The following is a 13723-nucleotide window of genomic DNA, read 5'->3' as shown; positions in this document are numbered from 1 at the left end:
TATGAAAAAAAATGAATTGTTACAAACTGCTCACGAAAGACAGTTGAAATGGATTGATAATCAAATGGCTGATTTTGCTAACGAAGGAGGCAAGTCTTTTTTAAATATCAAAGTAGCACAAAGAGCTTACGAGAAATTAAAGGGCAATTACATTGTTAGTAATTCAGACATAGAGCACTTTGTTAGTATCTATCTTTCTAAAGTAGGTTTAAAAAAACTAATTATTTCACTTCGAGTAGCAAGAACTAGGGATGGAAAGAATAGATTACAAGTCGAGCTACAAGGTGAAAATAAAAATAGGTTGAATAGAATGCTAGTACACACAGATCAAACTACAGTCGATTTTATTAATAATTTAATCCACAAAGAATTTAACAATATGTTTAATTCTGCGTCGCAAGAGAATGAAGATTAATTTTTATAGCTATAAAAAGCATCTGAGAGCTAATGATGATACATAAACTACTCATCTAAAGTTACACTGTAACTTATTTTTAAAGGGGCGCTTATTCCAAGGCCAATTTAAACAAAGTCATATCCACTCATCTACAAAATAATCCATTACATTTTCAATTACAGCCTTGGCTTGTTTTATTTATCCTAGAGCGAACATAAAGAAGCCAATAAGATCAACCCTTCCCAACTAAACAGATTGAAAATTGTAATGATGATTCTTTTACTGATTTTCAATCTAAAAAATACTAATAATTAAAATTAAATATAAATAAGTAAAAAATAAAAATTAACAAGTGATCCATTCCACGTAAATCATTAAACTGGCCGTAATGTATATTTTTGCATTATATGGCCCATATTGGAGCATAAAGATACCTTTAAAGGGCCGCTTACTGACACTTATGTTAGTTAGTAACATACAGCGAAATGCTCTCACAATCTTATTTTGGAGGTTACAGAGGGTGTTTTGATTCTTTCATTAGTAAGAATAGTGGTTTCAATGGTATAATTATATTAGATGTTTATTTTTTAATAAAAAAAGGGGGGGATATGAATTGATGAAGATAATTTTAGAATGAAATTTTGGTAGGCCGCCTTAAAGACGACTACCAAATTTCAAAGCAATAGGCCCTAAAAATTATAATTTAAAGAGTATATGCAAGTAGTAGACGACTTCTATACTACATTAAATTAGTAATAAATGCATTTCAATATTGAGTGCAGGGCCTCCTATAAACTTTTTTAAAAAAAAGGAGGTAAAATATGAAAGACTTAATTAGCTTAATCACTTTAATTAATAAAATGAGTAAAGGTAAGTTTTTTTCTCTTTGTATTTTGATTTTGACATATCTTTTGTTGAGATAGGATAAACGTAAGTAAGCTAATTATTCTGTAATTAGTTTACTTAGTTTCCAATTTTTTTGCATATTTTCAGATCAAAAATAAAAATCTATAAATTAAGGAGTGACTACGTGTGCAAGTGTTAACAAGCGGTTGGTAACGTATTTTTGTTATCAACGGTTTATTAATGCGATTTGCGCAGCAAATGTGCCCGTAGTTGAGGGACTTTTACCATTGATCATTTTCTTTCAACTTTTCAGATAGAGAATTAATCAATAAACTCCATTGTTCATGTGTTTTCTTCATTTCTTCAAGATTAAAATCAGTCTTATATTTAGAAGCCTTTTTATATAACCCATTCAACGAATCACCTATAACTGCATACATCGGATTATAGATTTTAATCCTAACCTTACCTTCTTTTACTTCCACTGAAACTAAGGACTTAACGTGATATTGATAAAGCCCGTCTTTATAAAGGTGGCTATACAAGCCAATAATCTTACCCATATTTTTATCTTTAAGTTGAATTTCTGAGCCAGAAGAACTAAATGTATCAATAAACCATGTATTAACTTTTGAATATAATTCATCGCGACTTTTACCAGGTACTTCTATTATCTTTATTTCTTCTTTATCTGATTCGCTAGCTTTCTCCGAAGTAATGGCGCATCCAACCAATAAAAACAACAGGGTTGCCATAGATATAAATTTTATTTTATAAATCATCACATTATCCTTTTTTTTCAATTTACTCTTTTTAATCGCCTCGGCTTCACTCATTCCCAGGAAACCCCTAACGCGCTCTGCTTGTTTAATCTACTTTAGAAAATTTTTAAAAAAACTAAAATGTCCTAAAATAGATCTCCTTTCACATTATAACTTCTCTTTTATTTGACAATTAAGCTACAAAAAACCACCTACATACTTCTATATGTTCGTTACATACAAAGACTTGTTACACAGGATAAGAAATAACAACTTATAAATTACCCTGTGCTGATAACAATAAAGCAATAACCTTTTAAAACCAGTTCAGTTAATCAAAGAAACCGTCTTTTTTTAATTTACGCATTAACGTTGCTAGTAATAAACATATCTATAAAACTACTTCGAAGTTAGCTATTTAAATGGATTAGAGGGGATTACAGCATGAAAGCATTAATACCAATATTGGTTATGGTTTTGTTTTTTTTACCTAAAACCAATGCAAATGAATATAAACAATTAGGCCGTTATACAAACGTGTCCATTACACCGACTCAACAACAGCTAAATCCTTTACTTGTTGTTGTTGATTTTGAATTTCCACCTCAAATAACCAAAGTTGGTGAAGCATTAAAACTATTAATTGCACCTTCAGGCTACAGATTCAGTTTAAGCGATAATGATATTTCTTATATTTTATTTGAAATGCCGTTACCCGAAATTCACAAAAAATTAGGCGTTATGACACTTGATGATGCAATAAAGACTTTATCAGGAAGTGGGTTTACACCAGTTTACGATGAGGGACTAAGGTTACTAAGCTTTAAGTCTTCTAGTAAATCAATTAATACGGTCAATGTAGCTTTATATAAAAAATCATGGCTCAGAAATAAAACAGCGATAACTCCTATTGCCAATAATTATAAAAAGATAGTTACTTACACTGTAAAAAGTGGTGACTCTATATCAAAAATATTAATCAATCTTGGAATTGGTTATAACCCTAAAATTATAAACCATATTGTAGATACGAACCCATCAGCATTTATCAATAACAATCCTAATCATTTAATTTCAGGATCTGTAATTGGAGTGCCTTTATCATGAAAAATTCCACGCTTATCGCATCATTATTACTTAGCTCCCTAATAACCGGCTGCTCTAAAGAGGAGCCAAAGACACAATTCGCTTCTCAAAAATCATTTAACGAACTTCAACAACAAGTTTTAAATCTAACCACCAAGCAAGAAAACTTAAATTCTTTAATCTATTCATTTAAAAGTAAATTAGAAGGTAATAATTTAGCAATACAGTCTATTCGCGATGAAATAACTGAATTAAGAAATGAAGTTAATTCAAAGTACCAACCTTTAAATGAAGCCCAAAAAAACACTGAAAACGATATTAAAATTATCGATGAATCATTAAATTCCGTTTTAGATAGATTAAAGAAAATAGAATCATTAAGTGTAAAAAAAGAAGTAAATATTAAACATAAAATCAATACAGCAACAAAAGCAAAACCCAAAAGAAAAAAAATTATCACTCCTTCACCAAAAATTTCAGTTTCAAACATAAACAAGTGGGGTTCCTCTTATGTGGCTGTTATTTATTCAGCTAAAAATGGATATAAGACAGTAACAGAAAAAGAAGGAATTGGTGACGGTTGGGGGGTACTAAGCATAGATTTAAATACAGTAACTTTTATTCATGCATCAGGGAAAATAGAGAGTGTTAGTTTATGAAAATATTAATATTTACGTTATCACTAGCTTTTAGCTTAAATGCTTTTTCTGCTACGACAAAAACAGAAGAATTGACCCTTAAAAATTCAAGCATAGAAGTACCCCAACACTCCGTAAACAAAAGTACAAAAAACGCCTGGGGTTTAACTATATCTGATATGGAAAAATACCAAAAAGTTGTTAATGGGCCAAGAGGTACTTTCTCTCCAGGTATAGCACCACCTTTAGCGTTAGCTTTAGAGGCTGAAGACTTAGATGAAAAAAAGCATTATTTATCTATCTACGCGGACTTAGTTTATGACAGTACAGAAAAAGACTTGGCTACGTCACAACTTTACAGAGAAATATTTAATCAAAAATATCCCCAACCGATTATCAACACAGGCTTGTTATTTGAAAATAACGAAAACTATATTAAACCAACAGATCGGTTTGTTGTTTTTATTAGTCCTGACTGCGCTGATTGTTCAGGAAAGTTACTTAACGACTTAATAACAACCGCTAACTTTCCTAAAAACCCAACCGATATATATGTATCCGATTTAAATGAAGATGAATTAAACGCTTGGGCCAACAAAAGCAACATCAAAGTTAAAGACGTTCAACTAGGAAAGGTAACTTTAAATATAATGCCTGAAATAATGAAAATAATTCAAGGAGACAAAGACTATGCAATTTACATATCGCGGGATGATCTATTATTCGACTTTGTTAATTAATATCTCTTTTTTTGTTTTGTTTTCTTCATATATAAAAGCGGTTGAAATACCGCCTTTCTATAAAAAAATAGCAGCTCATTATCAAATACCTGAAGAGTTATATTATTCAATAGCGATGCAGGAAAGTAGAAGACCAAAGATTGGTTTACCTTGGCCCTGGACTTTAAATATTTGTGGTAAGGGTAAATATTTCAACTCTCAAAAAGAGGCTGCCGATGCTTTAAAAAAAGCCTTATTAGACAAATGCAGTGTTGATATAGGTTTATTTCAAATTCATTGGCAATCTCACTACGATAAGTTCACATCACCAGAGCAGGCTTTAGACCCAATAAATAATATGAATGCTGCCGCAATTATATTAACAACAGAAAGAAAGCGTAGTAAGACAAATGGATGGTATGAAGCCACTGGCAGATACCATAGTCCTGGCACCAAAAAATTAGCCGAATCTTATAGAAAAAGCGTATATGCCATATTGAAAAAGGTGCAAAAATGAAAAATATAATATTCTTTTTATTTTCTTTAATTTCGTTTCAATCTTTGTCGAACACAACTGTTCTTTATGACACCGGAAAAGCTACGAATATAAAAAACCCTTTCAAAGTCGATTCAAGTTCAAATATAAGAGTTGCTAATAGTGACCCCATAGAAGTCTTATCATCCCAATTCCCTATCATTTCAGATCAATGGGAACTTGCTACATTCAGCTCAAAAGCAATTAATTTCCCCGATATGGTTAGCCCAATATTTATAGTTGGTTGCGACCCTCAATCACTAGATTGGGTTAACTTTAGAAAACCATTAATAGAAGATAAAAAGGCATTAGGCTTTGTCGTTAATTGCCCTTCTTATGATGATTATTACACCTTCAAAAGTGCCATTTACCCTATTGTGGTTCAGGCCGCTAGTCTGAATAAATTAACCGAAATATTATCCCACAATAAATATCCTGCTTACATTCACAGTAGAGCGATAGAACAATAATGAAAATAAAATATGAAAGAGAGAACTTATTGCGCCCTGCAATAGAATTGCATTCAACGGTGGCTTCGTATCTTATTGCCGCTGTTTGTTTGCTATCACCGAGCCATTTATCAATGTCCCCTTTGGTTGGGTATTCGTTTTCTTTTATGTTTTTTATTGCAGGAACCATTCGCCTTCATCAAGGGATTTCAATTTTAAAATACCAAAGATGTTTAATTAGGCTGCCCAGGTACAGCTTGCCTTTATCTAAAATAAAGCCTTCTGAAAATTATTTATTTATGGGGAAAGGGTTTCTTTGGACTGAACTACATACTGAGCGGCTATATTGCGCTAGAGAAAGACGAAATGAATCATACTCAAAACTACCAAAGCCATACTCTTACGCGAGAAAAATTGAATATAAGTTAGAAAAAACAAAATGTGATTTCATTTCTAAACTACTAAGAGCAGATTCTATTTTTAATATTTTTAGGCCATACCCTGATGTGGGAGGAGATTCTAGGTTGCATGGTGTCGGAATGGAAAATGAAGAAAATATACTTATGAAAATAAGTAATAGATATGGTCACCACATAGTGGTCGGAACAACTAGAACAGGTAAATCTAGGAAAGCAGAAACTTATATATCCCAAGATATTAGACGTAACAAAAATGATTTAGTAATCATAGCAGACCCCAAGGGCGATGCTGATTTATTAAAAAGGGTATATGCGGAAGCCGTTGCCGCAGGAAGGTTATCTGAACTTATGATTTTTCATTTAGGATTCCCTGAAATATCTTGTTGCTATAACCCTTTAGATTCATTTACTCGTATAACTGAATTGTCTACTAGGGTAACAGGCTCTTTACCTGAAGATGGTAGTGCCAAAGCTTTCAAAGATTTCGCATGGCAGTTTACCAACACATTCTCAAAAGCGTTATTTTTTTATGGTGAAACCAGTAGCTATAAAAAGGTAAAGCAAGCTTTTAAAAGACCAGATATGGTACTTATTAAATATATTAAAAAATATATGTCTGTAAATAAAATAGATTACCAGGATCAACTTAACTCTATTTTAGATAACGAATCAAAACAAAAAACCAAGTCTGGAAGTTACCAAAATAAAGAAACCAATGCTTATTGCGCTTTGATAAGAGAAATGGAGATAGACGACAGTACTTTAGAAGATTTGATTTATATTTATCAATTAGACCCACAACATTTCGCAAAAATATCCTCAGCAATTCAACCTTTTTTAGAAAAAGTTACATCTGGAAAAGTTGGGGAGTTGCTTTCAGGCCAATCTACGGATAAAAACAAACCCTTTCTTGATTGGTTAGATATTTACAAAAGAGGGGGGATTGTTTATTTAGGTTTTGACGCTTTAACTGACACAGAAACAGCAAGCGCTGTAGCAGAAAGCACATTTTCAGCTCTCACCTCATTAGCTAGTTATATTTATAAGCATGACATTAATGCTGAGACACCTTTTTCTGAGCCAGTAAAAAGAAACATAATTTTTCATGGCGATGAATTTTCCGACTTAATAGGATCTAAATTTATTCCACTGGCTAACAAAGGTGGTGGCGCTAATTTTCAATTAGTTCTCTACACTCAAAGTTTTGGCGATATAGAGGTAAAACTTGGTAGTGAAGCTAAAGCCAATCAAGTAATGACAAATTTAAGCACGACCGAGTTAATGAGGATTCAAGATGAAAAGACCGCAGACATAGTAATCAAGAAATTACCTAAAGTGAATGTCTCAACAATTATGGCGGTATCAGGAGCTTCAGATAGAGCAAAAGAAGACGATAAAGTAGGGTTTCTTTCAAGCAATGAAGATAGAACATCTAACGAACGCGTTGATATGTTGCAGTTCTCTGATTTTGCAGGGCTACCTAAAGGGCAAAGCTATTGTTTAAAGGAAGGTAATCAACTTTACAAACTCAGATCACCAATGCCATCTAAAATTGATTTAGAAGCATTACCAGAATCTTTAAACGAAGTGCTTTTTAAAATGAAGGAAGCCTATAAATTAGATTTTAATTGGCAAAAAGAGAGAAGCTAACATGTCAGAATTAAAAGCAAGGAAAAAGCCAGGTTTAGTAGGTAACTCAATAACTTTGCTAGTTAATATTTTGTTTTGGATTTTCTTCAGTTTAATTTTTAGCGTTATAATAGAATGGGTAGGAATCTACTTTTCTTGGTGGAATAACGGCCCTCAGCATTCTAAAATAATGCTTTCAGAAGAGTTAAATTATGCAAATGACTCAGTAAAGAATATATTTCTAGGTAATGACACAAGCAGTTATTTTTTTTGGATTTTCAATAAATTTGTCATAGCGGCAAAATTTATATTCCAAACATTCTCATCTTTTTTTATTTTTTTACATTCTATGTCGGGTGATATTTTCAATACATCAAACACAGAAATTTCAAACACTGTAAGCTCCTATTTTACCGCAGCATTTAATATTTCAATGGTTTTTCTATTAAGGTTATTTTTAGTCTTTTTTTCCTTACCGCTATTTTTAATGGCTTTCCTATGGGGGTTTGTAGATGGCCTTGTTGAAAGGGATTTAAGGAGGTTTGGCGCAGGCCGTGAAAGCTCTACTGTTTTTGATGGCGCTAAGTCAATGGTAATGCCTTTTTTCATAGCTCCATTTATTATTTACCTATCTTTTCCGACATCTATAAACCCAATGATAATGTTCGCACCGTCTATAATAATACAGTGTGTTTTATACAGAACACTCTTCTCTAAATACAAAAAATACATATAAAAAAAACCGTCTTTTTCGTAATGGCGGTTTGATCTTTATTACTTAGTTTCACTGTGTTTTTATTGCTCCAACATAAACACAGTGAGCATCTATTATGAAATTATTTATTGTTCTCCCTTTAATATTTTTCTCTTCTTTTTCTTTTTCTTTAAATGAGGAAAGAATTGAATTATCAAATTACCTAAGAGAATTAAATAAGATAGATAGAATTATTTTAAATGCAAAGTTATCCAAGGGAACGGATGAAAAAACAAGCTTTAAATACTCTCAGCTTAGTGATGACCTTAATAAAATAAAAGGAGGGATACAGGAATATTTAGATATGCCTAATCGCTCCCCACGTTCATTAATTAATGATATTTCCCCTATTGATGGAGATTATCACTAATGGCTTATACGTCAGAACAAGCTGCTGCTTTTGAAAGTGCAACAGGGGCTTCTTTCGCTGAGTCTAGTATCTTCTTTAATTCAGTCCTTATATCTTTAGTCCTTATTTTTTCAATAATAATAGTGGTTGCTGCATACAAGGCATGGAGTAAAGAAAGAATCGATACAGCACAATTTTTCAATACAATCATTGGAATAATTTTGCTTATTTTAGTTACAACTTATCTTATAAATTAAAAGGAAATAATCATGAAAACAATCAAGGATTTTTTAGCAAAAAGAAAATTTAACCTTAAAGGTTTTATTTTAAAAACATCTTTAATGGCTGCTAGCTTATATACAACTACAGCTCTAGCGGCTATCCCAACCGTTGAAAGTAACTCAGATGGTGTTGGGTCAGGGGGTGGGGCTTTTGCCTTTCTTACTGGTTGGATTAAAGATATTTTAGTTTGGACTCCTCTTGTGCTAATGAGTGGTGCCACTCTATGGGTTGCTTGGGCCTTATTGCAAAAAGTATTGGCTGAAAGACAACTTGAAAAACCAAACTGGGGTGCAATTGGTATTCATACAATCGCATCAATTTTATTATTAGTTGTTACCGTTTACCTTGGTAATGAAACAATCAATGTTTGGGCTTAGAAGGCGGCATTTTGAAAACCGCCCAATTTGTTCCAAATAGGTTAAATGAACAACCCGTTATTCTGCGTGGTTGTTCATGGCCTGAAATTTATTCCATCGTCAGGGTGTCGCTTTTGATTGGTTTTTCTCTTTCATTAGCTATAACCCTGGTCCTTGGTAATTACACTTATATATTAGCCATCACACCAGTAATAACCGCGATATTATTTATGAGGTTAACCAAGCGCATGAGTAATATAAAAAATGGTAGGCCCGTTGGTTATTTTATTTTAAAAAATAACTTAAAAAAACAAAGAAGCTCTTTTAGCACTAAAAGATTTTTTATTGAGCATGATGGTTTTTGGAAAGTTTCGAAGGATTAAATTATGTCTAACTTTAGATTTTCAAACTCCCTAAAGAGCATTGGTTACATCAATATTTTTCTTTTATTAATAATAATGTCTTTGATAGCTCTTTGCTTTGGCTTAAACCGATCTATTGATATTGCTAAAGAAGAAGTACTTATTAGATTGGAGCCAGACATTAGAGCAGGAACGACTAGAAAGTCCTGGGAAGTCCCCCCGGCTTTTGTCTATAGCTTTTCATTAACAATAACTCAAAAAGTAAATAACTGGACCTCTAACGGAGGTACAGAATATTCACAAAATATACTCGCATTACAAAATTATATAACTCCAAAATGCAGAAGATTTCTAAGCAATGATTTAAAAAATAAAAAAAACCAGGGTCAATTACAAAATAGAACAAGAATCGTAATGGAAAGCTCAGGCGTTAGTTTTAGTGGAAGTGAAAGAACATCGATTATTGATAAAGGGGTTTGGAATACCGATCTGTATTTAAACATAACAGAGTATGTCAACGGTGATCTAGTTAAAGATATTGATGTGCTTTGGCCCCTTAGAATTGTTGAGTTCAATATTGATTCAGAATTAAACCCACAAGGATTAGCTCTTGATTGTTTTTATTCTGAACCAACACTAATTAAAAATAATCGTATATAAGGTTAATATTATGAAAAACTTTTGGATTATTATTCTACTCTTTACGTCTACATATTTATCTGCTGAAGAAAAGCATCAAACAGCGATTGATGATGTTTATTACACATCTTTACCTGTAGATATCATTATATCAACAGCAAAAGAATCTGTAATTTACTTTCCGAATCAAGTTAGGGTAAAAGATGATTTTGGAGGGTATATTGATGTTTTGCCTACGGACAACGTAGTTATTATTAAAGCATTGACCGACTTCCAATCAAGAAGAGTTCTTTTTCAAGATTTAGTTACAGAAAAGATATATATTTTTAATGTCTCTTCTAATAATTCTAACTCACCTCGTAGTGTTCGAATTATTACCCCTTCAGAAAAGTCAAAAGGTGAAAATCCTTTATCCAAAATACCTGAAGGCGGTGCCTACATAGCATTAACACAACATGCATCAGTAAGCCTTTATTACCCCGAAAGATACAAACCAACATCAAAAGAGATCAGAAATATCAAGATAAAAAAAGGTGATGCGAGTTATTTTGTCACTTTTAATGCTTTAACAAAAATCGTTTCAGCTTGGAAAGGTTATGGTTATTTTGTTACTGCAATTGAAGTTACCAATCTTGATGAAAAAGAACTGGTTATTGATCCTAGATATCATTTCCGTGGTGATTGGTTATTTTTAACTGCGCAACATTCATGGATAGGTAAACGAAGTGATATTGAAAATAACGTTACTACTATTTATGTTATTTCTAGCCGTCCATTTTGGGAGTCTTTACTATGAAATCTAGCCGCTTAATCATCATAGGTGTATTTTTTGTATTTATATTTTTTGTCGTTGTTTATTACTCTTCTGGTCAAAAGGATAATACTTATAAAGTAGATCAAGATAACACCAATACAACACCAATAACGCCTGAAAGCTTGGTCGGTGATTCTACTGCTGACAGTTATGCCGCGTTACAGGCAACCGTTCAAAAAAGCATTAACACAACAAAAGACGCTCTAAAGGAGAATGAACGATTAAAGGCCAAAATAGCAAGTCTTGAGAGTCAAAGTGAAAAAACACTGAAAATACTACAAAATAAAACCACTCAAACCCCCAAAGAAGTAAAAAAAGAACCTAAAAGCTTTCTTGAAAAAAAAACGCATCCTACAGAAACCGCCAAAGTTGATTTTAAGCCTACTTTCGAGAATAAAAAGCAAACCACAACACCCCCTCCTTTTGAAATGAAAGGGGAGTACTCACTAGAAAATGGGCTCGGATTGGCTTCTAATCTATTCAAAATACCAAATTCAAAAACTAATAACGTCTCTTCGAAAACTTATGACAAGAATGACCCGAATAAAGGGTGGGTTATGCCTGTAGAAATTGAATATAAGAAAGCCCCGGGTTTACAAAAAAAGAGTGTTTCTAATGTTACAAAAAAAATAGAAAAGCCCGATCCTGCAATGACCATATCGGATAATGCCATTTTATATAATTCCGTAGCACTCACTTATTTGATTGGCCGTATTCCTGTTGATGGGGTCGTTCCTGATCCATACCCAGTTAAATTCATTACTGGAAATGATAATTTACTAGCCAACGGATATGATTTACCAGGTGTAGAGGGTATGTTTTTCAGTGGTTATGCCACTGGTGATATGAACTTGAATTGTGTTAAAGCTACATTAAATTCATACACATTTATTTTTAGTGACGGAAGGCAAGTAACTTATAGAGAAAAAAGCGGAAATGGTAGTGGTGAAGATATGGCCTATATTACAGATAGATATGGATTACCTTGCATCATGGGTAGCTTTGTTTCTAATGTAGCAGAGTTCCTTGGTATTCAAGCCTCATTAACTGGAATAGCGAGCGCGGGAGAAGCTTATGCAGCAGCACAAACAAGTACTTACTCTTCTACATCTGCAAATTCAGTTTTATCTGTAATAGATGGGGACGTTGGTAAAAATGTATTAGGTAACGCTGTTTCGGATATGTTTACTAGCTCGGCAGATTGGCTAGCCGCCAGACAAGAAAATAGTTTTGATGCAGTTGTAGCCCCTTCGGGTTCCCCTGTTTCCATTCATTTAAATAGAAATATTCTTATTGATTACGATAAAGCCGCAAGAAAAGTTAACTATGAGTATCAAGTTAAAAGCAACTCAAACTTAGATTAGGGATATATTATGACGCACTTAAAAAAATACTCTTTGTTTTTAATTTCTCCTTTGTTATTTGGTTGTGCAACCAAAATAGAAGATTTCGTTAAGCCTGATAGCTTGACGATGAAAGAAATTTACAATGGCTCTTTCAATGAGACAGAAAAAAATGAACCGGAAAAAATAAACAATCAAGAAAGTGATATAGATATACAAACCTCAAAAAAGAAAAGAGAGTTAAAGGAGAACGACCTAAGAGGTTATACAAGAAATGTGAATAACGAAACTAAGGTGCTATTTAAAAAACTAGAAAACCCTATGTTGGTAGGGTATGTATTCCCTCATTTAAACAGCGATAATATTCCTATTCCTGGCTACAGTGTGCCTTTTAGAATGTCAGATAAAGATCTATGGGCCATCCCAGGAGAGCGATAACCTCCTTTCATATCCATTATAGTTATTACTTTAAACCGTAAAATTTGTAATGTCGGTTTAATCTTGCTCGGTTTACCTTAAATATAGATAGTATCTCAACTATCTATAATTTGAGGTGTGCAATGTTCTTAAAATTCCTTGATTCCCAATCTTCAGCTACCAAAAAAGAAAAAAAATCTTTATATAAAGGCGGTCGGTCTGTATATGATTTTTTACCTTGGGTAGATTACGATCCTAAAAACAAAATATGGATGCTTGAGGATGGACAGTCTGTATCTACCTTGATAGATATACAGCCCAAATCTTGTGAAGCTAGACCTGAAAACTATCTTGAAGAGATAAGCGATTCTATCAATACAATCATAAATTCAGTACCCCAATTAGATCCGCCTTTTGTTCTTCAATTTTTTGTATATAACGAAGAAAGTTTAAGAGATTTAAAAAAAAGGCTCTCGGAACATATTCCTGACGATTTAAAAGAAACAAAGCTAACCCAAGACTTTTTAAAGAGAATGGCAGAGCATTTTTCTTTAATTTCAAATCCAGAAGGCTTGTTTTATGACAAAGATATAACTGACTCCCCTTGGTTTGCAAAAACTTACAACGTTAAGCTTTGTATGTATAGAAAATTATCTTCTGTTAATGATTTAGAAATTGGTATTACTGCGGTCAATGAATTATTAGAAGTGTCTACAACCTTAATCAACGGCCTGAACGGAAGTGGCATAAAGGCCAAAAGAGATGGCCAAAAAGAGTTGTACGAATGGATGCTTCCTTTTTTCAATGACACCACCAATTATAACGATTCGATTGATGAACTAATAAAATCTGTGCCATATCCTGGTGATGAAAACCTTCCCTGGGGAACAGATTTAGTTAAATTACTTTTCTTGAATGAACCTCATTC

18 protein-coding genes are annotated in these 13723 nt (G+C 32.8%); 17 read left to right on the top strand and 1 reads right to left on the bottom strand.

Translation table 11 applies throughout. The features are described from left to right. Position 1: 1 nt before the first annotated feature. Positions 2-415, top strand: a complete 414-nt coding sequence (locus DS885_RS03830; RefSeq protein WP_113818084.1) for a hypothetical protein — start codon at positions 2-4, stop codon at positions 413-415. Between the two features lie 1109 nt (positions 416-1524). Here the strand turns inward: DS885_RS03830 and DS885_RS03825 are convergent. Then, entirely contained in the window at positions 1525-2079 is a 555-nt protein-coding gene (locus DS885_RS03825) for a DUF4468 domain-containing protein (protein ID WP_113818083.1), read from the bottom strand. Positions 2080-2448: 369 nt separating this feature from the next. Here DS885_RS03825 and pilL2 point away from each other — a divergent pair, with 369 nt between their 5' ends. The 16 genes from pilL2 to DS885_RS03745 all read left to right on the top strand — a co-directional run. Then, a complete protein-coding gene (gene pilL2 / locus DS885_RS03820) occupies positions 2449-3111 on the top strand; it encodes a PFGI-1 class ICE element type IV pilus protein PilL2 (RefSeq protein ID WP_113818082.1) in 663 nt (220 codons plus the stop codon). After that, the gene (locus tag DS885_RS03815) at positions 3108-3749 is read left to right on the top strand and encodes a hypothetical protein (RefSeq protein WP_113818081.1); all 642 of its coding nucleotides are present in this window, start codon (positions 3108-3110) and stop codon (positions 3747-3749) included. The genes pilL2 and DS885_RS03815 overlap by 4 nt, the downstream gene beginning before the upstream one ends. Further along, positions 3746-4468 carry a hypothetical protein gene (locus DS885_RS03810; RefSeq protein WP_113818080.1) on the top strand — a complete coding sequence of 241 codons (723 nt, stop codon included), beginning with the start codon at positions 3746-3748 and terminating at the stop codon, positions 4466-4468. The genes DS885_RS03815 and DS885_RS03810 overlap by 4 nt, the downstream gene beginning before the upstream one ends. Then, on the top strand, positions 4419-4964 hold the full coding sequence (locus tag DS885_RS03805; protein ID WP_113818079.1) for a transglycosylase SLT domain-containing protein: 546 nt from the start codon (positions 4419-4421) through the stop codon (positions 4962-4964). Before DS885_RS03810 ends, DS885_RS03805 begins: the two co-directional genes overlap by 50 nt. After that, entirely contained in the window at positions 4961-5452 is a 492-nt protein-coding gene (locus DS885_RS03800; RefSeq protein ID WP_113818078.1) for a DUF2859 domain-containing protein, read from the top strand. Before DS885_RS03805 ends, DS885_RS03800 begins: the two co-directional genes overlap by 4 nt. Further along, positions 5452-7500: a type IV conjugative transfer system coupling protein TraD gene (gene traD, locus DS885_RS03795; RefSeq protein WP_113818077.1), complete on the top strand. Its 2049-nt coding sequence runs from the start codon at positions 5452-5454 to the stop codon at positions 7498-7500. The genes DS885_RS03800 and traD overlap by 1 nt, the downstream gene beginning before the upstream one ends. A gap of 1 nt (position 7501) precedes the next feature. Beyond that, a complete protein-coding gene (locus tag DS885_RS03790; RefSeq protein ID WP_113818076.1) occupies positions 7502-8215 on the top strand; it encodes a TIGR03747 family integrating conjugative element membrane protein in 714 nt (237 codons plus the stop codon). A 94-nt stretch (positions 8216-8309) separates the two neighbouring features. Beyond that, entirely contained in the window at positions 8310-8603 is a 294-nt protein-coding gene (locus tag DS885_RS03785) for an integrative conjugative element protein, RAQPRD family (RefSeq protein ID WP_113818075.1), read from the top strand. Then, entirely contained in the window at positions 8603-8839 is a 237-nt protein-coding gene (locus DS885_RS03780) for a TIGR03758 family integrating conjugative element protein (protein WP_113818074.1), read from the top strand. The genes DS885_RS03785 and DS885_RS03780 overlap by 1 nt, the downstream gene beginning before the upstream one ends. A 12-nt stretch (positions 8840-8851) precedes the next feature. Next, the gene (locus tag DS885_RS03775; protein ID WP_113818073.1) at positions 8852-9241 is read left to right on the top strand and encodes a DUF2976 domain-containing protein; all 390 of its coding nucleotides are present in this window, start codon (positions 8852-8854) and stop codon (positions 9239-9241) included. Positions 9242-9252: 11 nt separating this feature from the next. Beyond that, entirely contained in the window at positions 9253-9603 is a 351-nt protein-coding gene (locus DS885_RS03770; protein WP_181817691.1) for a TIGR03750 family conjugal transfer protein, read from the top strand. Positions 9604-9606: 3 nt separating this feature from the next. Next, positions 9607-10242, top strand: coding sequence for a PFL_4703 family integrating conjugative element protein (locus DS885_RS03765; RefSeq protein WP_113818071.1), 636 nt, complete (start codon positions 9607-9609; stop codon positions 10240-10242). A 10-nt stretch (positions 10243-10252) separates the two neighbouring features. Beyond that, the gene (locus tag DS885_RS03760) at positions 10253-11017 is read left to right on the top strand and encodes a DUF3438 family protein (RefSeq protein ID WP_113818070.1); all 765 of its coding nucleotides are present in this window, start codon (positions 10253-10255) and stop codon (positions 11015-11017) included. Then, positions 11014-12399, top strand: a complete 1386-nt coding sequence (locus tag DS885_RS03755) for a TIGR03752 family integrating conjugative element protein (RefSeq protein WP_113818069.1) — start codon at positions 11014-11016, stop codon at positions 12397-12399. Before DS885_RS03760 ends, DS885_RS03755 begins: the two co-directional genes overlap by 4 nt. Before the next feature lie 9 nt (positions 12400-12408). Next, positions 12409-12816, top strand: a complete 408-nt coding sequence (locus DS885_RS03750; RefSeq protein WP_113818068.1) for a TIGR03751 family conjugal transfer lipoprotein — start codon at positions 12409-12411, stop codon at positions 12814-12816. 122 nt (positions 12817-12938) lie between these two features. Then, positions 12939-13723, top strand: a 785-nt coding sequence (locus DS885_RS03745; protein ID WP_181817690.1) for a TraC family protein, incomplete at its 3' end; no start/stop codon positions are given.

The organism is Psychromonas sp. B3M02, assembly GCF_003318165.1.
Taxonomy (GTDB): domain Bacteria; phylum Pseudomonadota; class Gammaproteobacteria; order Enterobacterales; family Psychromonadaceae; genus Psychromonas.
The sequence above is the reverse complement of the archived record's forward strand: the minus strand, read 5'-3'. Positions and strand labels throughout refer to the sequence as shown.

Bases quoted from the DNA above. Each gene is read 5' to 3' on its own strand.
- DS885_RS03830 (WP_113818084.1), top strand. From the start codon at position 2: ATGAAAAAAAATGAATTGTTACAAACTGCTCACGAAAGACAGTTGAAA.
- DS885_RS03825 (WP_113818083.1), bottom strand. From the start codon at position 2,079: ATGAGTGAAGCCGAGGCGATTAAAAAGAGTAAATTGAAAAAAAAGGAT.
- pilL2 (WP_113818082.1), top strand. From the start codon at position 2,449: ATGAAAGCATTAATACCAATATTGGTTATGGTTTTGTTTTTTTTACCT.
- DS885_RS03815 (WP_113818081.1), top strand. From the start codon at position 3,108: ATGAAAAATTCCACGCTTATCGCATCATTATTACTTAGCTCCCTAATA.
- DS885_RS03810 (WP_113818080.1), top strand. From the start codon at position 3,746: ATGAAAATATTAATATTTACGTTATCACTAGCTTTTAGCTTAAATGCT.
- DS885_RS03805 (WP_113818079.1), top strand. From the start codon at position 4,419: ATGCAATTTACATATCGCGGGATGATCTATTATTCGACTTTGTTAATT.
- DS885_RS03800 (WP_113818078.1), top strand. From the start codon at position 4,961: ATGAAAAATATAATATTCTTTTTATTTTCTTTAATTTCGTTTCAATCT.
- traD (WP_113818077.1), top strand. From the start codon at position 5,452: ATGAAAATAAAATATGAAAGAGAGAACTTATTGCGCCCTGCAATAGAA.
- DS885_RS03790 (WP_113818076.1), top strand. From the start codon at position 7,502: ATGTCAGAATTAAAAGCAAGGAAAAAGCCAGGTTTAGTAGGTAACTCA.
- DS885_RS03785 (WP_113818075.1), top strand. From the start codon at position 8,310: ATGAAATTATTTATTGTTCTCCCTTTAATATTTTTCTCTTCTTTTTCT.
- DS885_RS03780 (WP_113818074.1), top strand. From the start codon at position 8,603: ATGGCTTATACGTCAGAACAAGCTGCTGCTTTTGAAAGTGCAACAGGG.
- DS885_RS03775 (WP_113818073.1), top strand. From the start codon at position 8,852: ATGAAAACAATCAAGGATTTTTTAGCAAAAAGAAAATTTAACCTTAAA.
- DS885_RS03765 (WP_113818071.1), top strand. From the start codon at position 9,607: ATGTCTAACTTTAGATTTTCAAACTCCCTAAAGAGCATTGGTTACATC.
- DS885_RS03760 (WP_113818070.1), top strand. From the start codon at position 10,253: ATGAAAAACTTTTGGATTATTATTCTACTCTTTACGTCTACATATTTA.
- DS885_RS03755 (WP_113818069.1), top strand. From the start codon at position 11,014: ATGAAATCTAGCCGCTTAATCATCATAGGTGTATTTTTTGTATTTATA.
- DS885_RS03750 (WP_113818068.1), top strand. From the start codon at position 12,409: ATGACGCACTTAAAAAAATACTCTTTGTTTTTAATTTCTCCTTTGTTA.